Annotated in this window: 19 protein-coding genes and 2 pseudogenes; 4 read left to right on the top strand and 17 right to left on the bottom strand. The window is 71.4% G+C overall.

All coding sequences use genetic code 11. From position 1 onward, the window contains the following. Positions 1 to 77: 77 nt before the first annotated feature. The 6 genes from MOTC310_RS23860 to MOTC310_RS23835 form a co-directional block, all read right to left on the bottom strand. Positions 78 to 2,072 (bottom strand): family 2A encapsulin nanocompartment cargo protein cysteine desulfurase, encoded by a 1,995-nt coding sequence (locus MOTC310_RS23860; RefSeq protein ID WP_331303551.1) that lies wholly within the window; start codon positions 2,070 to 2,072, stop codon positions 78 to 80. Continuing rightward, positions 2,059 to 3,450, bottom strand: a complete 1,392-nt coding sequence (locus tag MOTC310_RS23855) for a family 2B encapsulin nanocompartment shell protein (protein WP_331303550.1) — start codon at positions 3,448 to 3,450, stop codon at positions 2,059 to 2,061. The genes MOTC310_RS23860 and MOTC310_RS23855 overlap by 14 nt, the downstream gene beginning before the upstream one ends. A 434-nt stretch (positions 3,451 to 3,884) precedes the next feature. Then, complete coding sequence (gene cysE / locus MOTC310_RS23850; protein WP_331303549.1) at positions 3,885 to 4,727, bottom strand: serine O-acetyltransferase; 843 nt, start codon at positions 4,725 to 4,727, stop codon at positions 3,885 to 3,887. Positions 4,728 to 4,908: 181 nt separating this feature from the next. After that, complete coding sequence (locus tag MOTC310_RS23845) at positions 4,909 to 5,667, bottom strand: ABC transporter ATP-binding protein (RefSeq protein WP_331303548.1); 759 nt, start codon at positions 5,665 to 5,667, stop codon at positions 4,909 to 4,911. Beyond that, the gene (locus MOTC310_RS23840) at positions 5,655 to 6,410 is read right to left on the bottom strand and encodes an ABC transporter permease (protein WP_331303547.1); all 756 of its coding nucleotides are present in this window, start codon (positions 6,408 to 6,410) and stop codon (positions 5,655 to 5,657) included. The genes MOTC310_RS23845 and MOTC310_RS23840 overlap by 13 nt, the downstream gene beginning before the upstream one ends. After that, on the bottom strand, positions 6,407 to 7,453 hold the full coding sequence (locus tag MOTC310_RS23835) for an ABC transporter substrate-binding protein (RefSeq protein ID WP_331303546.1): 1,047 nt from the start codon (positions 7,451 to 7,453) through the stop codon (positions 6,407 to 6,409). Before MOTC310_RS23835 ends, MOTC310_RS23840 begins: the two co-directional genes overlap by 4 nt. Before the next feature lie 261 nt (positions 7,454 to 7,714). Between MOTC310_RS23835 and MOTC310_RS23830 the strand changes: the two genes are divergently transcribed. Further along, entirely contained in the window at positions 7,715 to 8,155 is a 441-nt protein-coding gene (locus tag MOTC310_RS23830) for a transposase (protein WP_331303545.1), read from the top strand. 187 nt (positions 8,156 to 8,342) lie between these two features. On the opposite strand, the gene MOTC310_RS23825 is transcribed toward MOTC310_RS23830, so the two are convergent. Further along, positions 8,343 to 8,654: an alpha/beta hydrolase gene (locus MOTC310_RS23825; protein ID WP_331303544.1), complete on the bottom strand. Its 312-nt coding sequence runs from the start codon at positions 8,652 to 8,654 to the stop codon at positions 8,343 to 8,345. Between the two features lie 25 nt (positions 8,655 to 8,679). Here MOTC310_RS23825 and MOTC310_RS23820 point away from each other — a divergent pair. Together MOTC310_RS23820 and MOTC310_RS23815 are read left to right on the top strand one after the other, a co-directional pair. Next, positions 8,680 to 9,001 (top strand): annotated as a pseudogene (locus MOTC310_RS23820) (IS3 family transposase); the annotation flags it as partial. Continuing rightward, positions 8,916 to 9,413, top strand: a pseudogene (locus MOTC310_RS23815) (transposase); the annotation flags it as partial. The pseudogenes MOTC310_RS23820 and MOTC310_RS23815, both read left to right, overlap by 86 nt. A gap of 259 nt (positions 9,414 to 9,672) precedes the next feature. Here MOTC310_RS23815 and MOTC310_RS23810 read toward each other — a convergent pair. After that, positions 9,673 to 10,164 carry a YozE family protein gene (locus MOTC310_RS23810; RefSeq protein WP_331303543.1) on the bottom strand — a complete coding sequence of 164 codons (492 nt, stop codon included), beginning with the start codon at positions 10,162 to 10,164 and terminating at the stop codon, positions 9,673 to 9,675. Positions 10,165 to 11,029: 865 nt separating this feature from the next. Here MOTC310_RS23810 and MOTC310_RS23805 point away from each other — a divergent pair. Then, positions 11,030 to 11,377 (top strand): hypothetical protein, encoded by a 348-nt coding sequence (locus MOTC310_RS23805; RefSeq protein WP_331303542.1) that lies wholly within the window; start codon positions 11,030 to 11,032, stop codon positions 11,375 to 11,377. A gap of 212 nt (positions 11,378 to 11,589) precedes the next feature. Here MOTC310_RS23805 and MOTC310_RS23800 read toward each other — a convergent pair whose 3' ends face one another. From MOTC310_RS23800 to MOTC310_RS32890, 9 genes are all read right to left on the bottom strand, one after another. Next, positions 11,590 to 13,026: a tyrosine-type recombinase/integrase gene (locus MOTC310_RS23800; protein WP_331303541.1), complete on the bottom strand. Its 1,437-nt coding sequence runs from the start codon at positions 13,024 to 13,026 to the stop codon at positions 11,590 to 11,592. A gap of 305 nt (positions 13,027 to 13,331) precedes the next feature. Then, a complete protein-coding gene (locus MOTC310_RS23795) occupies positions 13,332 to 14,240 on the bottom strand; it encodes a 3'-5' exonuclease (protein WP_331303540.1) in 909 nt (302 codons plus the stop codon). Between the two features lie 597 nt (positions 14,241 to 14,837). Next, positions 14,838 to 15,737 (bottom strand): hypothetical protein, encoded by a 900-nt coding sequence (locus MOTC310_RS23790; RefSeq protein ID WP_331303539.1) that lies wholly within the window; start codon positions 15,735 to 15,737, stop codon positions 14,838 to 14,840. A gap of 523 nt (positions 15,738 to 16,260) precedes the next feature. Continuing rightward, positions 16,261 to 18,258 carry an AAA family ATPase gene (locus tag MOTC310_RS23785; protein WP_331303538.1) on the bottom strand — a complete coding sequence of 666 codons (1,998 nt, stop codon included), beginning with the start codon at positions 18,256 to 18,258 and terminating at the stop codon, positions 16,261 to 16,263. A 107-nt stretch (positions 18,259 to 18,365) separates the two neighbouring features. Further along, positions 18,366 to 18,827 (bottom strand): hypothetical protein, encoded by a 462-nt coding sequence (locus MOTC310_RS23780; RefSeq protein ID WP_331303537.1) that lies wholly within the window; start codon positions 18,825 to 18,827, stop codon positions 18,366 to 18,368. A 67-nt stretch (positions 18,828 to 18,894) separates the two neighbouring features. Further along, the gene (locus tag MOTC310_RS23775; protein ID WP_331303536.1) at positions 18,895 to 19,893 is read right to left on the bottom strand and encodes a metallophosphoesterase family protein; all 999 of its coding nucleotides are present in this window, start codon (positions 19,891 to 19,893) and stop codon (positions 18,895 to 18,897) included. Continuing rightward, entirely contained in the window at positions 19,890 to 21,632 is a 1,743-nt protein-coding gene (locus MOTC310_RS23770) for an AAA family ATPase (RefSeq protein WP_331303535.1), read from the bottom strand. Before MOTC310_RS23770 ends, MOTC310_RS23775 begins: the two co-directional genes overlap by 4 nt. A 43-nt stretch (positions 21,633 to 21,675) precedes the next feature. After that, positions 21,676 to 22,458, bottom strand: a complete 783-nt coding sequence (locus MOTC310_RS23765) for a metallophosphoesterase (RefSeq protein ID WP_331303534.1) — start codon at positions 22,456 to 22,458, stop codon at positions 21,676 to 21,678. Between the two features lie 83 nt (positions 22,459 to 22,541). Continuing rightward, entirely contained in the window at positions 22,542 to 22,808 is a 267-nt protein-coding gene (locus MOTC310_RS32890; protein ID WP_419539948.1) for a DUF6634 family protein, read from the bottom strand. Positions 22,809 to 22,966: the final 158 nt, after the last annotated feature.

Raw genomic sequence — 22,966 nt, 5'->3', positions numbered from 1 at the left:
TCTGCGCGTGCGGCCTTTAAGCCCGTCCTTCCGCCGGTGCGGCTGGCGGGCGCCGGCTCGCGGCCGGCGCCCTCGGCTCAATGTCGCGGCAGGGTGTGCAGTGCCCTCAGGAAGGCGTCGACATCCGCGCGGGTGTTGTAGAAGGCGAGCGAGGCCCGGACCGACTGGTCGACCCCGAACCGGCGCAGGGCCGGCAGGGCGCAGTGGTGGCCCGAGCGCACCGCGATGCCGTGGGCATCGAGGTGGTGGGCGACCGCCTCGTTCGTCTGCCCCTCGATCACGAAGGACATCACGCTGGCCTTCTCCCGGGCGGTGCCGATCAGGCGCAGGCCCTTCACGTCGGCGAGCCCGCCCTGCGCGTAGTCCAGGAGGTCGTGCTCGTAGGCGGCGATCGCCTGCATGCCGATGCCCGCGAGGTAGTCGAGCGCCGCCCCGAGCCCGACCGCCCCGGCGATGTCGGGCGTGCCCGCCTCGAACTTCTCGGGCGCGCCCTTGTAGACGGTCTTCGCGAAGGTGACGTCCTCGATCATGTGGCCGCCGCCCTGCCAGGGCGGCATCGCCTCCAGCAGGTGGGTCTTGCCGTAGAGCGCGCCGATGCCCGTCGGGCCGAACACCTTGTGGCCGGAGAAGACCAGGAAGTCGGCGTCGAGGGACTGCACGTCCAGCGGCATGTGCGGCGAGGATTGCGCCGCGTCGACCAGCACCGGCACCCCGTAGGCGTGGGCGAGCTGGATGATCTCCCGCACCGGGTTCACGGTGCCGAGCGCGTTGGCCACCTGCGTCACCGAGACGATCTTCGTACGGCCCGACAGCAGCGCCGCGTACTGCTCGAAGATGATCTCGCCCCGGTCGTTGACCGGGATCACCCGGAGCGTCGCCCCGGTCTGCTGCGCCAGCAGCTGCCAGGGCACGATGTTGGCGTGGTGCTCGATGGTCGAGACGATGATCTCGTCGCCCGGGCCGACATTGGCCCGGCCGTAGGAATTCGCCACGAGGTTGATCGCCTCCGTGGTGCCGCGCAGGAAGACGATGTCGTCCTTCGACGGGGCGTTGAGGAAGCGGCGCACCGCCTCGCGGCCGCCCTCGAACAGGTCGGTGGAGCGCGCCGCCAGGGTGTGGGCGGCCCGGTGGATGTTCGAGTTGTGCCGCCCGTAGAACTCCGAGGTCGCGTCGATCACCGCCTGCGGCTTGTGGGTGGTGGCGGCGTTGTCGAGCCAGACCAGCGGGTGGCCGTTGACGCTCTGGTGCAGGGCCGGGAAATCGCGGCGGACATGCTCCACGTCGAAGGGCGCCGCCACCGGGCTCGATCCCTGTGCCGCCAGGCGCGGCGCCGGGCCCGGGTAGCGGGCCGGCTCCACCCGGGGGCTCGCCGGCGCCCTGCGGGCCGGCCCGGGGCCGAGGTTCAGGAAGTAGTAGTCGGAAGGCGGCGCCTCGGGTGCCCGGGACAGCCGGCCGGTCCGCGCGAAGCGCTCCTGCGCCTCGTCGCGGCCGGCCTTCGACGGGTCGGCCGGCACGAGGTGCGGGGCGAGCGCGTGCGCGAAGGCGTTGGCGCGGGGATGGTCCGCGGCGATCTGCCGGTGCAGCTCCGGACCGCCGGGCAGGGCGGCCGCCAGCGCCGGGGCGCCCGCGAAGGAGAAGTCCGGCAGGACGGGGCGCGGGCTCGCCGGGTGGACCGGCGGGATCGCCCCAACATCGGCGAAGGCCGGGGTTGCGGGTGCGAGGTTCGGCACGGTCGGGCCGGAGAGGCCCGGCAGGCCGATCGGCGGCGCCCCGAAGGAGCGCGCGCCGAGGCCTGAGACCTCGGGCTGGAAGCCCGCGGGAAGCCCCCCGGCCGGAGCCGAGGGGGTTCCCGCCGAGGCGCCCGGCAGCGGGGCGCCGCCGAAGCCCTGCGGCAGGCCGTCCAGCGCCTGAGGCGCCTGGGGGCCGGCCGGGATCGCGGGGGCGGAGGGCTGGCTCGCGGCCTGCCCCTGCCCGTAGATCTCCCGGGCGAGGCGCCCGACGAGATCCGCGTGGGCCAGCTCGCCCGGGCTCGCCCCGGGCAGCCCGAGGGCGCGTGCCTCAGGCGTAGTCATGGTAGTTGCCCAGCAGCACGTTATCGAGGCGGGCGATCGCGTCCTCGACCAGCACGGCGGCCGAGAAGTAGCGGGTCACGAGGTGCGAGGCGATCGAGTGGTCGTTGGTGCCCATGTAGCGCACCGACAGGCCGGGCTCGATCTCGCCGGTCACGCCCGACTTCTGCAGGCCGACCACGCCCTGCTCGCCCTCGCCGACGCGCAGCAGCAGGATCGAGGTGGTCTCGGCCCCGGTCACCGGGTCGAGGTCGATCGGCAGCTTGTCGCTCGGCACCAGCGGAACGCCGCGCCAGGTGATGAACGGGGCGCCGAACAGGTGGACGACGACCGGCGGCACGCCGCGGCGGGTCGCCTCCCGGCCGAAGGCCGCGATGGCGCGGGGATGGGCCACGAAGAAGGCGGGCTTCTTCCAGACCAGGGTCAGCAGCTCGTCGAGATCGTCCGGGGTGGGCGGGCCGCCGCGGGTGGGGATGCGCTGGCGCGGGCCGACCTCGTGGAGCAGGCCGAACTGCGAATTGTTCAGCAGCTCCCATTCCTCGCGCTCCTTCACGGCGTCGACCGTGAGGCGGATCTGCTCGCGGAGCTGGTCGATCTCGTTGGAATAGAGATCGGTCACCCGCGTGTGGGTGTTGAGGATCGTCTGGATGGTCGAGAGGTGGTACTCGCGCGGATCGACCTCGTAATCGACGAAGGTCGTGGGCAGGCGCGGCTCGCCGGTATGGACAGCCAGCAGCTCGATCCCCTGCTCGCCGTAGGAATTGGTGTGGCCTTTGAGGCGGTCGCGCTCCTCGCGGTACTGCGCGATCTTGGCGCGGATCTCCTCGCTCTCCACCGCGGCGGCGTCGAGGGTCAGGAGGGTCACGGCCGACAGGGCCTTCACGGCCGGGGCGGGCGCGCTCTCACCGGCCAGACCGGCATCGCCGAAATAGTCGCCCTTCGTGGCCAGGCCCTGGCGCAGGCGGCCCTTGTAGGGGCCCGACAGGGTCAGCTCGACCGTGCCGTCGGCCACGACCGTGAGGCTGCGGCCCGCGGAACCCTCCTCGTGGATCACCTCGCCGGCCTGATGCCGGCTCTCCGTGAACTTGCCGGCGAGGGTGGCGAGCTCGGCATCGCCCAGCCGGCTGAACAGCGGCACGGCGCGCAGGGAGGACGGGCGGACCACCCGGCTCTTGTCCTCGGCGGCGAGATCGATCCGGCCGGGCTTGGCCAGCACGACGGCACGGCGGTTGACGCGGTAGACCCCGCCCGCCACGTCCACGAAGGGCAGGAGCCGCAGGAGCCAGCGCGGCGTGTTGGCCGCGTTCTGGACCGAGGTGACGGTCGCCGTCGCAAGATTGCGTGCCGCCGTGGCGCTCACGCTCAGACCCGGTCCGCTCATCGTTCGTCCTCACTCCAGTCAGGGTTGCAGGCGCGCCGCATCGATCCGCGCGGCGGCTTTTCGTCCCGCAGCCTGTGCGGGACGAGCACAAAACGTCTCGATCAAGACTTGATGACGACAACAGCCTGTCGAGGCCGCATCATCGCCAGATGAATCAGGTCTCTCCCGGCGGTCGGACGATCTTTGTCCGCCGCACAGCCGGCCTCAATGCATTTCCGCTCCGGCAGGATCTGGATAAAGTCCGATTCGGCGGTTGGTCAACAAAATGATCTCCTTATTTTTCGAGCATTTTTGGAAGGCGATCCTCAAGTATGCACAACGCATAGGACATCATGCTTGTCTAAGGCGAGATCAGAGAATTTAATTTTGTCAATTCGGCCTACGCGACGGCGACCGGACGACTTTGTTTCAAGGGAAGAATTTTTCGGCGGGTCTCAGATCCCGTCGCCGTAGCCGAAGGACTGGTCCATGCTGAGCGCCGGCTCCTCGCCGACGGGCAGGCGCGAGACGACCCGGGCCGGCACGCCCGCCACGGTCGTGTGGGGCGGCACGTCCTGCAGCACCACCGCGGCGGCGGCGACCTTGGCGCCCGCCCCGACGCGGATGTTGCCCAGCACCTTGGCGCCGACGCTGAGCAGCACCCCGCGCTCGATCTTGGGATGCCGGTCACCGCTCTCCTTGCCGTTGCCGCCGAGCGTCACCGACTGGAGGATCGAGACGTCGTCGGCGATCACCGTGGTCTCGCCGATCACCACGCCGGTGGCGTGGTCGATGAACACCCCCGAGCCGATCCGGGCCGCCGGGTGGATGTCGCAGCCGAACACCTCGGAGATCCGGCTCTGGACGTGCAGCGCCAGGGTCGCCCGGCCCTGGTGCCAGAGCCAGTGGCCGACCCGGTAGGCCTCCAGCGCCGCCAGCCCCTTGTAGAACAGGAACGGGTCGAGGTAGCGGCGGCAGGTCGGGTCGCGCTCGCGGATCGCCACGAGGTCGCGCACCGCGTGGGCGCCGGCCTGCGGGTCCGCCTCGAAGGCCGAGAGGCACAGGTCGCGCATCGACAGGCGGGCGAGGTCGCCGTCCCCGAGCCGGTGGGCGAGGCGGTAGGCGAGGGCCTGGGCCAGCGAGCGCTGGTCGAGGATCGTCGCCTGGATGATCCCGGCATAGAGCGGCTCCTCGATCAGGGCCGCCTCGGCCTCGGCGCGCAGCTCCGCCCAGACCTCGGCCTCCGCCGTGCTGCGGCTCGTGGCGCGCAGGGGCGGCTGCGCCAGGGTCACCGTCATGGATATCTCCTTGCCGAAACCGCCCGCATCACCGCTCCGCTCTCGGCGGGTGCCGCGATTCCGGACAGTCTCGTCCGGCCAGCTGCGAATAACGTGTCGGTGATCTGGGTCGGCTTCACGGCGACGCTCAATGGATGGCGGGCGTCGTTCGGTGGAGCATCCGGTACGAAGCGAACTGGCATCAGGCCGCGGCGTGCTCCGGAATGCTCAAATCCTGGCGGATCCGCCGGGCGGTCTCCTGGAGGGCCGGCGCCATACGGTCGCGCGGGTGGCGGAGTGTGATGGCGTGCGTGGCTCGGATCCGGCCCGGCGCTCCGGCCAGCACCACGACGCGGTCGGCGAGGTAGACCGCCTCCTCGATGTCGTGGGTCACGAACAGCACGGTTTGACCGCTGGCGCGGCACAGGCGGATGAGTTCGTCCTGCAGGCCCTCTCGGGTCAAGGCGTCGAGTGCCGAGAACGGCTCGTCCATGAGGAGCACGTGCGGCTCGACCGCCAGCGCCCGAGCCAGTGCCACCCGCTGACGCTGGCCGCCGGAGAGCTGGAACGGCCATCGCTTAGCGAGGTTGGCGAGGCCGACCCGCGCGAGTGCGGCCGCCGCCCGCCGCTGCTGCTGCGCTCGCGGGATCTTGAGCTTCTCCAGACCAAAGGCGACGTTGTCGAGGATGCGGCGCCAGGGGAGCAGGCGTGCGTCCTGGAAGACGAGCGCCACGGACCGGCGCCCCGGCGACGGCGCGCTCACCGCCACCGTGCCCGTACTCGGGCGCACGAGGCCGGCGATGACACGCAGGAGCGTCGACTTTCCTACGCCTGAAGCGCCGACGATCGCCAGGAACTCGCCCGACGCGATGTCGAGGTCGAGATCCTCCAGCACCCGGGTCTGGATGCCGTCGCGCGCGAAGGTGAGCGCGAGGCCCCGGATGCCGATCAGGCCCGCCATTGCAGCAACCGTCCCTGGAGGTTGGTGAAGGCGGCGTCGATCAGACCGTAGAGGAGCGCCATGGTGAGCATGTAGACGACGACGATGTCGGTCGCGAGCAAGGTCGAGGCCTGCATCATCCGCTGGCCGAGCCCTGACACGCCGAAGATCTCGGCCGCCACGACCGCCATCCAGGCTTGGCCGAGGGCGGTGCGCACGCCGACCAGGATCCCCGGTGTCGCGGCTGGCCAGACCACTTTGATCAGGCGCTCCGGAGCCGAGCGGAAGCCGAAGGCCTCGGCCAGTTCGAGGAGGTCGCGGTCGACCCCGCGAATCGCCCCGTGGCTCGCGAAGTAGACGATCCAGAACACGCCGACCGAGATGATGAACACGGCGGCCGCTGGGCTCACCCCGAACCAGATGATGGCGAAGGGCACCCATGCGAGGCCAGGCACGGGGCGCAGCACCCGAACCACCCAGGCGCTCAACCCCTCGGCCGTCCGGAACAGACCGGTCAGGGTGCCGGCCGCAATCCCTAAGGCGACGCCGAGGCCGAGGCCGAGCACGTAGTGGCCGAGGCTTCCGCTCACGGCGGCGAGCCACTGGCCGGAGCGCAGTTCCCGCAGGAAGGCGGTCGGCAGGGCCGAGGGCGGGGGCAGGAAAGCCGGATTGACGAGGCCCGTCAGCGGCAACGCCTCCCAGAGCGCGAAGAAGGCGACGAGCCCGGCGAGCGGCAGCAGGGCCGCGGCGGGACCGGACCTCACCGGCTCGCCACCGCGCGCTCGTAGAGGCGCGGCTCGAACAGGCCGTCGAGGGGCACGTCGCGGTCGAGGGCGCCGATCTTCACTTGGTAGCGCTGCATGGCCCCCGTCGCCTCGACGATGGAGCGCGGATCGGCGGCGAAGCGGGTCGCGGGCGAGGCGAGTGCGCGAAGGATGGTCGCGCGGTCGACGAGCCCCCTTCCGAGAGCGCCCTCGACGATCGGCGCGGCGCGCTCGGGATCGCGACCGATCAGGTCCACGGCCCGCACGATCCCGGTGACGAGCGCCTGCGCGGCCTCGGGCTCCCGAGCGAGGAACGCCTGCGTGAAGGCGACGACGGTGCCAGGCTGGTTGGGGAACATCGCGCCGCCGAGAGCCATCAGGCGGATCTCGGGGTTACGCCCGGTGACGATCGCCACCGCCGGCTCGCGCAAGGTCCCACCCTCGACCGCGCCGGCGAGGATAGCCTGCTGGGTCGCATCGATCCCCATCGACACGATCGCCACGTCTTTGGGATCTGCCTTGACCACCTCCCAGAGCCAATGCTGCAAGGTCGTGTTCGGCACCGAGCCCAGGGGCTGCGTGGCCAGACGCGCCGGCGCACCGCCCGCTGTCCGGAAGCGCCGGAAGACTTCCGCGGTTGGGAGGCCGGGTTCGGCCAGGCGGGCGAGCCGAGGGCCGGCCACGAACACGTTCTCCTCGACGGCGGTTGCGGCAACGATCTTGAGGTCGAGGCCGCGCGCCCGGGCAACGATGAGGGGCGCCACGCCGGCGACGTAGACGTCCAGCGTTCCGGAAGCGAGTGCCTGGATCGCGTGGGGACCCGACTCGAAGGTCGTAACGCTCAGGGCGAGGTCGGCCTCTTTCAGCCACCCTTCCCGTTCGGCGACATAGATCGGGGCGGCGGCGAGGATCGGGATCAGCCCGACCCGCAGATGCAAAGGCGTGGCTCGCCCCTCTGCCCGACCTTTCATCACCGGTCCGAGGATGGTTCCGGCCCCCACCAGCGCGCCGGCCTTCAGAGTGCTGCGTCTGGTGAGCGTCATGGCGGCCTAGCATAGGAAGAAGACGGCCTCGCTTAAGGGATCAGTTCGCAGAAATGCAAGGCACCTGGAACAGCAAGAATATTATACTATGAGAGCAGCAAGGCCCCGCTCTATCATCCTATGGATTGGCAATTTTAAAGAATTTTGAGCGGGACCAGATGACGTTCTTTCGGATCTGCCAGGACCACGATCTTGAGCGTGGATCCGAAGTAGCCCCCGAAATGACCGGACAGGGGCTCACGCTTGTGGACGTGTGTGCCTATGACCGATCGTATGGTGAGTTCTGACGACCCGCCCCGCGCCGAACGCGTCGAGGTGATCACCTCCGTCCAGCCTCGGCGGCCCTGGACGACGCAGGAGAAGGTACGCCTCGTCGAGGAGAGCTACCTGCCCAGCCAGTCCGTCTCGCTCGTCGCCCGCCGCCATTGGCTGAACGCCAACCAGCTGTTTACGTGGCGTCGGCTGATGGAGCAGGGCGCGTTCACGGCTGTTGCAGGGAGGTGTTGGACTCGTCTCGCTTGGTCACCTTCTCTAAAAGGAGGCAGGTTCTACGAGACCCGATTGGGTGCGCCGAGGCTCATTGTCGGCTTGTCGGTCAGAAAGCTGTCGGACGCCTTCGAGGTCGGACTACGTAGGAGCATGGCCGAGCTGGTCGAACTGGCGCAGGCACAGGTGCGCGAGCGGCCGGACGATCTCCCGTGACGCCTTCGACGGATTGAACCGCGGTTCAGATCGGTACCGGCGGCGGGCGGGCCACCCCGTTCAGCGCCGGCCCCTCCAGCCGTCGCCCGACCCGGTAGACCGATCCCATCGCCGGGGGGATCATGGCCCCCTCGCGCGAGAGCAGGAGGGATCCCCGGCCGCACCGGACAAGGTGGCGCACAAAGAGCTATTCTGCGTCTATGATCCAGAATTTGTGGATTGGACTGGCGCTGAGCCCGCGGCTGTTCGGCGGCTTTCCCCGAAGCAGCTCGCGGATGTCGCAGACGACCTTGGATGCGTTTGTATGGGGGGCGTGTTTGACGAAGCCGGTTGCGGCGTTGCTGGCATCGATGATCTCGAAGTCGGCGGCTTGCAGATGCCTTTCGTCGACGGTGGCGCCGACCCGGCCGGCTCGCTCTCCTCCAAACAGAATCTCCGAGATCCTCAGCGCAAAGTCGCCGTCGGTGTGATACAGGTTTGCGCCCATGGTGGTGCCCATGTGGCCGGACATATATTCCGCGTCGAAGGTCGCCGGTCACCTGCAGGTGGCCCATGACGTCGGCGAGCGTCGGGCCTGCCAAACCGCCGGCTTCGGCCGCTCGTCCCAGCGTTACAGGAAGCGTGCCGACCCGCCGGTGGCGCTGCGCATGCGGCTGAAGGGAGCACGCTGCCGCACGGGTACGTTACGGCTACCGTCGGCTGCACATCCCGTTGCGGCGCGAGGGCTGGGAGGTGAACCACAGGCGCACCTACCGGCCCGCGCGTCATTCGCCGCAGGGCGACCACAAGGTCCGATCCACTCGGCATTGTCGGTATCGACGACATCGCGTGGCAACGCAACCGCCGCTACGGCACCCTCGTCTGCGATCTCGAACGCCGTCGCATCGTGGCGCGCCTGCCGGACCGTGAGCAGGCCACCGCGCGGATCTGGCTGAAGGCGAACGCCTCAATCCAGATCGTCGCCCGCGATCGTGGCGCCTATGGTGAGGCCGTCGCTCACGCTCTGCCGCCGGCCATCCAGGTCGTCGACCGATGGCATCTGATGGAGAATGCCAGCCATGGCTTCCTCGACGCTGTGTGCAGCTCGATGCGTCAGGTTCGCAGATCGTCGGCGCAGCCACGTTCGATCCGGCGAGGCTCGCCGCGACCAGCGCATCCGGCACGGGGTTTCCTGAGGGGAGGCGGACGCGGCCATCCGCGCGCTCGCCGAGGGGGGCGTCCGATCCGCCGGATCTGTCGGAGCCTGGGCCACACGCAACCCTGCGGGTGGCCGCGCAAGCCCGCTCATCGTGAGCGTGGGCGATCGCGTCGGCCGATCGGTCTTCACCCGCCCCCGCACCGGTGGTGATCGAGGTCGACGCGTTCACCGGCAGGAACGCACGCGCGTTTCGGAGGCTACGGGCCAGGGCGCGCACTGGGCCGTCCTGGCCGTGGCGCCCACACCCGGGCGCCACCGCTATCGCCGCGCCTTCGCCTCCCCCATCGGTGGCGCCAACGCGGGGTCGGACGATGAAGGTTCAGGCCCGGCGCCATTCGGAGATCGCGCGGGCCAGAGATCGCCTCCAATCATCCGTGGCGCCTTTGCGGACCAGATAGTCCTCGACCTCTCCTGGGTCCGTCGCTTGGGTCGGGAAGCTTCGATCGACCAGGGCATCGCGGGCGACGTCCCCGACCGGATCCGCACGCTCGCCCTGGGCGAACAGCCACGCCACGAACGAGGCCTCGCTCGGCGGCGGCCGCGAGTCGCGGCGCTCGACATGGAAGGTCCAGTTCCGGTCGCCGGGAGGGCAGGCGCGCGTGAAGCCCGCGGCGGCCATCGCACCCTTGAAGGTACCGTTGTCGGTGTAGAAGCCGTCCAGGCTCCTCTCGAAGACATGTTTCAGCTCGTAGGCCGAAAGGCCCTGGGGCGGCGAGGCGGCGAGATAGTTAGCACGCAGCCAATCGACGATCGCCCGCCGTTGTTGGTCGGGCAGGGCAGCGAAGCGACCCGGGTCATCGATTTCCGTCACGGAAACTCCTTGAACTTCACGGTTTGCCCCGCATGCCTGACCGATGGTCGCCGGCCTGCCTCGGGCATCATACGGCTCGCGCGATCCCCCGGGGACAACCATCGACGCGACGCAATGGGTCGCCCGCGCCCATACATTCATACGATCGGCACCGCCACGGTGAAACATCCTCCGCAAGCGAGGCCGGCCGTCGTGCCGAGCGCGTCGCGGGGCGCGACTTGCGTCGTCCATTCACCGGCCCGCGCCATGCGACCTCGGGCGATCGTGGGCCGCATCCCGCGCCCACCCCACGGATCTCGGCGGCGCCGGGGCCGGATCGCCTGTGTGCCGCGAGGCAGGCCCCTTCCGGCCAGGGAACGAGGCCTTTACTGTCCCGCGGCGCTTCATGGATCGGGTCACGGGATGAAGGTCGGGCTGCGGGGTGGGTCCACGGGCACCCCGTCGGCGTTAATCAAGACGTCGCTCTCGCCTGGATTCTCATGTCCCTGATCGTCAGCATCGCTCGTTCCCGCGAATGGCCGCGAAGAAGGGAAGATGGAACATGGCTTGTGGAGAGGATCATGGGCCTCCTTGGCCGGATCGCTTCGAGACACTCGATTTGGCCAAGGCTCGCGTCCGCAGCGGGGACGCCTTGCGAGCCATCGGACGGACCCATGGCGTCGGGTTCGCTGAGCTGGTCGAAGCCCTCTCCCGCACGTCCGGGTCGAGCGGGGCGGCCGCGGTTCCCGCGCCCCGTACCCCGGGATCGCCGCGGTCGGAGCCGGAGCGCGCAGGCCCATGGCCCGAGGGCGGCGCCGCGGCAACCTCCGTCACCCTCCGCTCCCTGGCGGGACGCCCCAGGGGCATCAAGCCGCCCAGATGCATCGTGCCTGCGGGAACGGCGAGCCCGTCCGGTCCAGACCTGCCGCGCGACGAAGCCGTTTGGGTCCTCGCGGTCGCACCGGACCACTACGACGCGTGCGATACCGACGGTACGGAGACGCGGGTTATCCTCGATCCGATCCGACGGTGGGCCAAGCACCCGGTCCTAAACGCCGACGAACGCCGTCCGACGGGCGTCCGGCGCGCCTGGGAAGCGTTCTCGTCCGACGGCGAACCGGTCGGACTGGTGCTGCAGACCAAGCGGGAGTTCGTCGGGGTGGACGTGTCCGGGGACGCTAGACCGGAACGAACCTTGGCCGGTGCGGTCTGGCAGATCGTCGTCAACGCCTGAGCCGCATCCGGAAGAGGATCCCTCCCGTCCAGGCCGCACGGGCGGGATGCGGCGTGGCGATCGTCGCGGCGCGCCTCGACGCGGGAACGTCGGCCCACGATCGGCCGGAACCCGGGACGCGAGGCGGTCCATCGGAACCCGCTCGCGGGACGGGACCGGGGCCCTTTCCGACGTGTCCGCGCGGGGATGGTCGGTCGGCCGGACGAGGCGCGCTACCCCCGGACCTTGAGAACCGGATCTTCCTCGATCGGACGGCCGTCGAGGGGCGGGAGTTCGATGCGCCCGATCGCCCGTCTGGCCGCCTGCATCCTCGGGCCCTCGCTGTAGACGTCGAGGGTGATGGATCCCCGCTTATGGCCGACGATCGCCGCGATCATGGCCTCGGGCACCTCGGCCTGTTCCATGCGGGAGATGAACCAGCGTCGGAACGAGTGGAAATTCACGAGCGATCGCCTCTTTCCGGCCACCTGCTCGTCGACGCCCACGGCGCGGCGATAGGCGGTGAAATGGTTCGACGTCTTGAAGCTGCGCTCCCGCATGGAGCCGACCTTCTTGATCGGGGGCCATTCCGGGAAGAGGTCGGCGGTGGCGTCCTTGCCGGCACGTCGGTTCGCGACGACTTCCCGAAGGGCGGGGTGGATGGGCACGTAGCGGGCGTGCGTCTCGCGCTTCTGCGCCTTGAACAGGAAACAATCGAGCTCCGTGTCGGAAACCTTGAGGTCGACGATCGCGTCGAGGCGCGCGCCCGTCAACGCGCCGATCAGCATCAGGTCCAGCATGTGCGGCTTGGCCGGCCCGCGCAGAAGGGCCACGACCTCCCGGTCGGTGAAGGGACGCTCCTTCGTCTCGGCCTTGGCCTTCCGCTTGCGGATGACGATCCCCGCGAAGACGTTCCGCTCGGCCGCCGCCGGCAGGCGCGGGGCCATCCATTGCCAGTATCCTGCGAGCCGGCCGACGTACTTCTTGCACGTCACGCGGTCGAGGCCCGAGTTCGCGACGAGGTCGTCCACGAACGCGTGGGCCGCGCCGATGTCGATCGCCTGGAGCGTGGGCGGCGTCTCGGTGCGCTTGCACCAGTCCTTGAGCATCCGCAGGGCCCGCGCGTCGTCGGCCAGCGTGCGGTCCTTGACGTCGAGGGTCTTGAGGTACTCGCCATGCCTCAGGTCGATCGGCGTGACCCGCCCATAGGCAACGGCGGAGAAGAGCCTCGCCTTCTCGGTCTGCTCGGGCAGGGCTTCCTCGACCTCGGTCGGCCCCATGTCGGGATCGACGACCGGGACCCAGCGCGCATCCTTCCACCGGATCTCGGCGTGCCGCTCGTACACGGCACGTTCGAAATCATCCTTCTCCTCCGCCGTGCCGTCCCGATCGAGATCCTTCGCGATCCGGGAGTACTCGACGGCGAGTTGCAGGTCGTCCTGCGAGGGCTTGCCGACGTTGGCGAGGGCATCGGCGATCCGCCGCTTGAACCGCTCCACGTGCGGCCTCTTCAGGACGTTGGCCTCACGCAGGCTGTCCGTTCCCAGGTTGTGCACCAGCTTCGTCGCGCCGACCGTCCTGCGGACAGCCGCCGGAACGAACACGACCACGCGCCAGCCGGCACCGTGCAGTTCGAGATACGCCTTCCTCGGATCGGCCTGGCGCGGCATGGCATTCCCTTCGCGGTACGGTGGTTGATCCCGGGTTGCCGCCCCCATAGGAAGGCGCGGCAACCCGAAGATTTCGTTGCATGCCGGCTATCGCGACGTGGTCGGGGGCGGGCGTCGAAGGGAGGCCTGGAGGCTCCATCCTTCGGATCCGTGCACGCGCCTCCGGATGGCCGCCTCGAGCCCGTGCGCTCGCCGTCGCGGCCGTTCGACGGTACGAGGCAGGCGCATGGATCGTGGTACGGGAACCCGAACCGGCCTTGCGATGGCCTCGGCATCGAGCGAGCGGACAGCTCGCCGCCGATGCCTCAGCGGTCGGGCGTCCCGGATGTCCGCGGGGCCTGCAGCGTCATCCCCCGGTGGGCGGCCTCGCGCCAAGCGTCCAGGAAGCGGCCGAGATGGGGGCGCTCCGCGCGCGCGCTTGCGAGGTGGCCCGTCAGGCTCAGGATCGCATGGTCATGCGAGGCGGCGTCCGAGCGCCCGGTGAGGTGAGCCCACCGCAGGTACAGGACGAAGGTGTTGAGGCAGTCCGTCTCGCAGTAGCCGCGCACGCGATCGAGCTCGCCCGCCTCCACCAGGGCCGCGACGTTCGACCCATGTTCGCCGAGCTTGCCCGGCAGGCCGATCGTCGCCGCGGCCTCCGCCAGGGTCATGCGGTGGGCCGCGCCATGCTCGGACATCGCATCCATGAGATCGGTGTGCCAGTCGATGGCGAAGCGGTGCCGGTAGCCTTCCCACTTGCTTCCGCGGCAGAACCAGGCGGAGGCATCGACGCCGTGAATCATGGAGCGCGCCAGGATCGTCGGCATGTCGAAGGCGCGCCCGTTCCAGGTGACCACCCGGTAGCGTCCGGTCTCGAAGAACCTCCAGAACGCGCCGAGGAGGCGGCCCTCGTCCCAGTCGGGTCCGCCGCCGCTGCGGCAGGCCGTCATGACGTACCCCTCGCGTCCGTCCGGGCCGTGCAGGATGTCGGCGGTGACGAACGACACCGCGACGATGCGGTGCCAGGCGTTCTTGGGGAAGCGGTCCGCCGGCCAATCGGCCGGAACGAGGGCGGCGTCCGGCACCGTTTCGACGTCGAGGACGAGGAGGGCGTCATGCGGGGATCGAGGTGTCCCGGTGCCCGCGACCGGCGCCGCCCGAGTGCGGCGCGTCGCTGCGCGAACGGTCCCCATCCGGGGCGGGGCTGCCTGCGTGAAGGCGAAGCGCGTCTGCATAGGGGGTCCTCCCGTCGTCCCGGCCGCGATGCCGGACGCTGCTCGATTCCCGCCGCGCGGGGGCGTGCCTCGGTGAAGTCGCGGCGATCCGGCCGCCTGGAACTCGCCTGACCCGGTCACCACCTCCGGTCAGCCGTCATGGTGCCCCGGAAGCGCGCGGCCGAGGCGCATCCACCGGGATAGGCCATCGACGTGGTCGTACGGTTCGCCAACCTCGTCGAAGGCCGTGTCGAGCCCGTCCTCGAATGCCGGGGCGAGTTCGTCCCGAGCCTCGCGGGACTCTTCCGGCGCCCCCAGCCTGCTCACGGCGCGGCGCCGGGATGCCCGATGGGACGATCGCCGGGCGCGCGCCGGCGCACCGAGGCGACGCCGGTCCCGCCCGGCCCGACCGGCATCCGCGTCCGGCCCGCTTGGAGGCGCGGCGGACGCCCTGTCGGCCGCCGATCCATTGATGCTCATGGGGGTTTCCTACGCCCGCGTCATCCGTCGACCGTCGCGGCCGGGCATGCCGCGATCGGTCGGATCGTGATCGTCGTCCGTGGGCGCAGCGTCGGCACGCTCGCGCCAGGGCCCGGCTGGCCCCTGCGGCGCAAGCCGTCAGGCCCGATACGCGCGACGCGCGGGGAGGGCCGCGGAGGTCCGGTCGACGGGAACGGCCCGTGCGGCCGGGGCGCGACGGTCGCGCGGGCGGGACGGCGAGACGGCGAGGTCATCCCCACTCCAGTCGGCGCCCGCGGTCCCGAGGAGGCTCTCGTAGGCGTTCGCCAGCCCCACGAGCCTGTCGGACAGGGCCCGTTCCGCCGGCAACGTCCGGGCTGACATCAAGCTGGCCAAGCCGGCGGCGTCGAGCCGCTTGACCCAGGGATCGGCCGCGACGGCCAGGGACAGCGCCGCCAGGAGCACGGCCGTTCCGCCGGCGACGCCGTCCGGAACCTGCCCATCGCGATATCCGCGGCCGGCGACCAGCGCTCGCGGCAGGACGGCGGGCAGCGTACGCGTCGCGAGCGGCAACGCCGGGCCGTCGATGGCCGATAGCCGCGCCTTCGTCGCGAGAATGGCTTGGTCGGAGCAGGCGAGGAACCACGCGGGCACCCTACCGTGCGATCCGGCACGCGCGGATCCGTCGGAACCCGCGTCGTAGCGAGCCGCGCGCATGGCCCGGGCGGCCGCGGCCGGGGAAGCACCGACGGTGATGACGGCGTCGAACTGGCCTCTCACGACGTTGTCGTCCACCCGGCTCAGCGGCAGCGCCGCCGCGACGGTGCCCCCGGAGCGAGATGCCGTGCGCAGCGCCTGCTCGACGTCGAACCCGTTCGACCGCCCGGCGAATGCGACGATCGAGATCCCGGGCGGCAACCCGGTCCCCGCCGCCTCCTGCGCGAGATGCGGCTGGAGGGCCAGCGTCACGGGTGTCTCCAACCGGGCGAGGCCGTCGGAGACCATGCGGGCACAGACAGCCGCCGAGCCGTCATCGGAAAAGAAAGCGATCCGGTCCATCCGTAGGTCTCCCGCCCAATGTTCTATATTACTAGAATAACCGAATAATAGCTTCGGGAAAGGCGACCCGCACCCCGTTTCAGCGCAAGGGCCGATGCCCCGTGTCGGCAAGGGGCATCAATTCGAAAGCGACTCGTTAAAATTGCGCGGATAAGATCCCGGTTTCATCATCGGGTAAGCTAGAATCCATTGTGGTCCAATGGTTTATATTGAGGAGACAGAGCAGATCTTGCAGCCGGAATAGCATAAATTTGAGTCGACCTTGAGAAAAATATAGGAAGGCCGGATCTTGCGCCGGAGGGTTTGAGCGCTCGTTCCGCCGGCGCCCCGAAGAAGTCATGCGTGCCAGGCCGGATACGCCTTCCGGCAGCTGCCGACGGACGTCGGGACGATCCGAAATGCCGGGGCGCGCCAGGAACGGAAGCCGGAACCCGACGCGGCGGACGGCGGTCGTTTCTCCCCTTGTCCACAGGTCCCGGAGCCCTTCAGCGGGTTCGCCGCGCGTCGCGACTGCGCCAGGGCGTCACGGCACCCGTCGCGCGGGGCCCGGACGATCCGGGTAGCTGAGCGGTCGGTGCGGGCGCTTGGCACGCTCCTTCCGTTTCCTCGGCGCTGCGAGCAACCCGCGGATCTCCGCATCGCCGAGATGGCCCTTCCCTCGAAGCGCTTCGGACAGCCGTTCGAGGGCGACGCGATGGACACGCATCAGGTCCAGCGCGACCTCGTAGGCGATCGACAGGCGGCGATGCACCGCGCCCGCCGCCCAGGGTAGGCGCGCGAGGTCGGGTGCGCCGTCCCCTCCGAACGCCAAGAGGGGAGTGGCTCGCGAGAACCCCAGCCGGGTCTCCATCAGGACGGCCAGCCGAGTGGCCGCGGCGAGGTCCTCCGCCGAACCGGCGGTGACGTCGCCGAGCACGACCTCCTCGGCCGCCCGACCCGCGAGCATGATCGTTAGGCAACCGTCGAGCGACTCCTCGTTTGCGAGACCGAGCCGTTCGCCGAACGAGATCCACGCCGTGCCCCCGTCGGCGTCGATCGACGCGGCCATCGGGCCGGCGTGGCCGGCCGACGCCGCCGCCAGCACGTGGCCCGCCTCGTGGACCGCGACGCGGCCACGCGCGTGGTCGGGCAGAGACGGCCGCGCCTCGTCCGCCGCGGCGTCCAGGTCGCCGACGGTCAGGGAACGCCCCGTTCGCCGCGCGATGCCCCGGGCCCGGCGCACCAGCGCGGCGACATCGGCCCCGCTCATGCCCACGAGGCGCGCTGCCAGGGGCCCGAGGCTGGCATCCGGTAGGTCGTCCCCGAGGTGGTGCCGCAGGATGCGCGCGATGTCCCCCGCGTCCGGGATCCCGATACGGACGTGGCGGTCCAGCCTGCCGGAACGCCGGATCGCCGGGTCGATCCGATCCGGGTCGTTGGTCGCCCCGACGACGACGACGCCCTCGCGGGAAACGGAGCCGTCGAGATGCTCCAACAGGGCGTTCACGATCTGAACGCTGTAATTCCTGTGATTTTCTGGGAATAAAGTCCTGTCACCGAAGCTGTCCATCTCGTCGATCAGGACGACGCACGGCGAGCGGCGCGCCCGCTCGAAAAACGTCCGCATCGCGCCCAGCGTGTGGCCGAGGTGGCCGTCGCGCGCCGACTGCCACTGGCCGAGCGACCCGGCCAGGAACGGCAGGCCAGCGCTGCGGGCGAGGGCCGCGGCGAAGATCGTCTTGCCGACGCCGGGGGGGCCCGACAGGAGGATGGACGACTCCAGGTCGGACCAGCGCGGGGCCCCTGGACCGCCGTCCCTCCACGCGCGCAGGTCGTCGACGAGCGCCAGGCCCCACTCCCGCGCCGCACCGAGGCCGTGGAGATCCTCCAGGCGCGGCCCGTCGCTAGCCGCACTCGCCTTCCGCGCTAGGATCGCCGCCAGATGGGCGATGGACGGGTCGGCGCCACGTGCGGCATGGACGGCGAGCGCAAGGTCGTCCGGGTCGCACTGCGCGGCGAGCCCATCCGGCAGGCGGGCGATCGGGGCGACGCCGGTCACGGCTTCCACGACGGTCCCGATGCCGGCGGCATCGAGCGGTCCGACGCTGATCGACAGATCGGCCGCCCGCATGAGGTTGGCAGGGAGCAGACGGCCCGGGTCCTGGGAGATCCCGACCACGATGCGGGCGAGGTGCAGGGCCTCGGCCAACTCCTCGTCGCTTCGGCCGGGCGCGCGCGTCGCGGTGGTGCCGTCGCCCTCCACGACGAGGACCGCCCCCTCCGCCCTGTTCCTGCCGCCGCGCCCGCGGATCCCCTTGGAGCCGGACCGGGGCAGGCTGGCTCGCGCGACCTCCGCGACCGGGCCGACCCAATTCGCCGACGGGACCGTGATGACCAGGATCGCCGGACCCGAGCGCGGGAGCGCGTCGGGGCCGCCTATGGCGTCGGCGGCGCAGCCGAGGGCGACGGCCGCACCGGCGATGTCCGCGCGCAACGCGGCCGGCCCGACCAGGATGGCATCGACGGCGTCCCCGAGATCCATGTCCGACCCCGCCGCGAGCGCCGCAAGGAATTCCCTGGCCGCGCCGCCGGTCCCGACGCCGCCTCGCCCGTCGCGCGGTCCGCCGCGGGTCCTGCCCGCGCGCGCCGTCACCGGCGTCCCCCGGAAGCGACGCGGCGACACGCGCCCCCATGGCGGCCGGCCCACCCGTCCGCGATCCGATGCAGGTCGGTTCGCCCGGGGTATCGGCGGGCGAGGGACCTCAGGGCGTGCGCCAGGATCACGCGCGCCGTGGCGTCGCCGTCCCGGCGCGCGAGGACGACCAGGTTACCCATGACCAGGTCGGCGAGCGGTCCCTCCGGCCCCTGCCGGTGGATCCTGTCGATCGCCACGGCGGCGGCCGCGGCGGAATCGCCCGCCCGCGCGGCGGGCCAGCGCGGCTCGTGCAGGATCGCCGTCGCGGAGATCGCGTCCGCGAGCACCCTCACCTCCGCGGCGGTGATGGCGGACGGACCCCGGGTTCGCCAGAGCGGGAGGGGACACGCGCGGGTCCGGCGCGTCGGATGCGTGCGCTCGCGGCGCGTGTCGCGGCGGATCGGGGGCGTTCGCATGCGATCTCCGAGGTCGAGGTTTCGAGGGTGTGGCGATGGCGGCAAGGTGCGGTCGGTGGTCGACCGCTCAGACGTTGACGACGCGGGTCGGGTCGAAGGCGTCGTAGCCGCGCTCGCCGACCCGGGGATTGGCGACGACGCGGGTCCGGCCGACGACATGGTCGGCCGCGCGGGGCACGTGGCCGTGCACCCAGAGCCGGGGCGCGCCCCATGCCTCCATGGACGCGGAAGCCTCGGAGGCGCGGGACGCCGCCACCCACGGGGCCGCGTCCCAACCCTCCCAATCGGCCGGCAGGGAGCGCGGCGTCGGCGCATGGCAAGTCAGGACCACCGCCACGTCGCCGGGCAGGGCGCAGTCGACGCAGGCGTTGGGGCCCCCGCCGAGATCGAGCGACCGGATGATCACGCTCGTCAGGGCATCCTCGATGTACGCCCGGGAACGCGCATGCATCGCCAGCGAATCGAGCGGCGTCAGCGGCCGTTCCCGGCGCAGGAAAACGAGCCGCGCCTCGTCCCAGGCCGTGCGGGCCAGGATCCGCGCGCTCGGGACCTCGCGCGAGGCGCCGAGCGACCAGTCGGTCCAGAGCGTCGCACCGATCACGACCGTCCCGTCGCCGTGGGGCGGACCGAACCGGACGGCGTCGTCCGACAGCAGGACGAAGCCGAGCTCGGCCGCGAGGTCGCGGCCCCTCGCGAGCGCCTCGACCAGCGGGACGTCGGAGCGATACTCCACGCAGCCAGGGACGACGAAGACCGGTTTGTCGCCTTGGCGCCCCCCGAGGACCGCGTCGAGCCCGCGGAGGGACGCCGACAGCCCCGGCGCGACGTTGCCGGCCACCAGGACCGCATCGAAGTCGGGCGGCGGATCCGGCAGTGCGTAGCGGGGATCCAGGTCCAGCCGCAGGTCGGACAGGACCCAGAACGCGCGGCGCGCCCGCCGGCGGTCGTCCGATTGGGCTTGGGCGGACGCGAGGACATCGGCGAGCAGGCCCGGCGCGAGCCACCGCCGTCCCGCGCCCGACGGGTGCGGGATGCCGGGCCTGGGAAGGTCAAGCCGAAGGTTCATTGCGACCTCCCGGCCAGGGTCCGGTCGCGGACGCGCAGGATCGCCTCCACGGCGCGGCGCAACCGACGCACGGAGCCTCCGCGCCACCGCAGGCGCACGGCCGCCCGCTCGATGCCGTCCAGGGGCCCGTGGAACCTCGGATCGAGCCCCGACTCGCGCGCGATCCCGGCAATGACGCCGGGCAGGAGCGCGTCGAGGTGCTCGGCCCCGGGCTCGGGAAAGCGGACGATCCGCATGCGGTCCAGCAACGCGCCGGGCAGCACGGCGGGCTGGTTGGCCGTGCAGATCACGCTCGCCCACGAGATGTCGAGCTCGACCTGCAGGCTGGGATCCGGGAAGCGGGCGGCGTTCTCCGGATCGAGTGCCTGGAGCATCGAATCCCAAAGCCTCCCATGGTCCGTGCGGGTCGCCGCCTTGTCGACCTCGTCCACCATCACGATCGGGTTGGCCTGCCGGTGGCGGGCGATCGCCATGAACGGCCGGCACGGCTCGGACGAGTACCACCGCCGCTCGGTCCCGCCGAAGGCGCCGCCGGCGTCGTTGGAGCCATCGACCCTGTACACGCCGACGCCGAGCGCATCGCCGAGCCGGCGCACGAAACGGGACTTCCCGGCCCCGGGCGGACCCACGATGATCAGAGGCTCCGAGTGGATGTGCGGCCGTATGGAGAACGCTCCCAGGACCGCGTCGACCGGGCCGGCCGCGTAGGGGAACTCGGCGGTCAGGACCCGGCGGGCCTCAGCCATGTCCGGGGTGGGGACGAGCGGCAGCGGCTTCCCGATCGCGTGCTCGTAGCCTCGGGCGAGGTCCTTGCCCTTGCCTGGTCCCGTCGCCGGGAGAGCCGGGCACACGAGGACGTGGCCGGGCGGGGTCGGGGCCGCCTCGGGCTCCGGCTCGGACCCGGGCTGCGGGGCCTCGAGCCGCCGCACGATCGCGCGCAGGTCCTCGATCTCGGACCGGACCTCGATTTCGGCCGACCGGCGGGCGTCCCGCGCGGCGGAGAGCGTCAGGGGCTCGGCGACCGACCGCCCGACGGCGATCGCGGCCTGGGCGAGCGTATCCAGGTGCCAGGCCCGCGACGGGCACCCGCCGGCGATGGCCGAAAGGCCGACGGCGAGCAGGCGGGCGTCGCGGCGCAGGTCGGCGAACGCGGCGTCGATGGCCGTGCGCCACGCGCACCCTGCGGCGTCCTCGATATCGGGTCGCGGTGCGGGAAGCCCGAACGCGTCGAGATCGGGCCAGGGCGGTCGCATGAATCCGTCGCCCGGCGAAGCATCGGCCGATGCGAGCCCGAGCTGGTGGAGCCATTCCCAGGCCTCCGGCATCCGGTCGAGATACGGCCATGTCGCGGCGGAGGCGCGCCCGGCGAGCGGCGCGAGGCGTCCGTAGGCCCCGAGCAGGACGAGGGCGTCCGCGATCTCGCGAAGGGTGTCGTCGTCCCGGGCGGAGGCCGCCCGGTCGAGGGCGGCCAGGCCGCCGCCCGCCGGGTCGTCGTTCGCCGCCGGCCGTTCGGACACGCCGTCGCCGAGCCAGGATGTCAGCCCCGCGCAATCCCCGACGTTGTCGCGGATCCAGGCGGCGACGAGGGGCCCGAGGCCCGGCAGCGCCGCCTCGGCGTCGGCGGCGAGCTGCGCGGGCAGCGCGCCGTTCGCGGCGTCGGGATCCAGGGCGGCGCGCAGCGCGCGCGGCAGCTGACGCAGGACGATCGCCCGCGCGATCGCAGGGGACACGGCATCCATGGTGATCCTCCATCGGGGGGCGGATTCGGGTTCCGGGTGCCGTTCAGGCGGTCGGGTCGATGACGAGCCCCGGATCGAAGCGCGGGTTCTCGCAGCCGTAGCCCCTGGGATTGCAGACGATGCGCGTGCGGCCGACGCGATGGTCGCGGCTCGCGTGGACGTGCCCGTGCACCCACAACTCGGCCCCGAGCCGCGTGATCAGGCCGTCGAGGCGCGAGCCGAACGCGGGATTGAGCGGCTTGTCCGCGAAGGCCGGGTCGAGCGAGGCGGCGCTGGGGGCATGATGGGTGACGACGACGCGCGCCCGCGCGCCTGTCCAGGCCCGCTCGTGGGCGAGCGCCTCCAGCCGGATGCGGCTCGCGCGGTGGATCGCGGCGGCGTCCCCGGGGAGAAAGGGCTCGCGCCCAGGCTTGCGCGCCCGATCGATCAGGCGGTGGTCGGCGAGCATCCGTCGGGCATCGGCCATGGACGCGGCCTCGCGCTCGTCGCCATCGAGCCTGTAGTCGGTCCAGAGGGTGCATCCGGCGAAGGCGACGTCGCCGACCCACGTGACCTCGTCCTCCAGGAAGTCGATGCCGAGGCCGGCTGCCGCCGCCCGGCCGCGGGCCAGCCCGTCAGGGTGGCATTCGCCATAGAACTCATGGTTGCCGGCGACGAACACCACCCGCATGTGCGGGCGGATGAACTCGGCCAGCCAGGCGAGCGAGGCCCCGACGCCCTCGCCGACGTCGCCCGCCACCACGGCGACGTCGGCCTCGGGGACGACCGGCGGCGTCCGGAGGACGGCGAACCCGCGGTGGAGGTCGGAGAGGATCCAGAGGCGCATGCGCACGTCTCCTGCCGTCGGTGCCGTGCACCGACGTCGGCTCGATGGGGGGGCGGAAGGTCTGGGGCCGGCGGCCGGGGGAGCTACTGCAGGGCGGCCGGAGGGGCGCCGGCGGGCGGGCGCGAAACGGGCCACCGCGAAAGCGTGCGGGCCCACGTTCGGCGGTCCGTCAGGAACGCCTCGCTCGTCCGCACGCCGTGGATCTCGGCGAAGTTCGGGTGTCCGGAGACCCGACCGCTAAGAACCATCGTCGCGATGAGGTCGCATCCCCAGCCGTCGAGCACCGGCACGGCGGCGAGATCGGTGGCGGAGGGACCGAGCCCCGCCGCGACGGCCTCCGTCGTCTGCAAGGTCGCGCGACCGGTTCGGGAGCGACCGGGTATCCGCGGAGGCGGCGATCCTCGGGGCCTCGTCGGGGGCGTCGGCGACCAGCGGCCGCCAGATGCGCAGCGCGCGGCCGGCCGGCGCGGTGCGGACGAGCGGCGAAGCCCCGCCCCGCCCCGGCGGC

The sequence above is a fragment of the Methylobacterium oryzae genome, assembly GCF_036441375.1.
Taxonomy (GTDB): Bacteria; Pseudomonadota; Alphaproteobacteria; order Rhizobiales; family Beijerinckiaceae; genus Methylobacterium; species Methylobacterium oryzae_A.
Note: the sequence above shows the minus strand (reverse complement) of the source record. Positions and strands in the feature narration are given on the sequence as shown.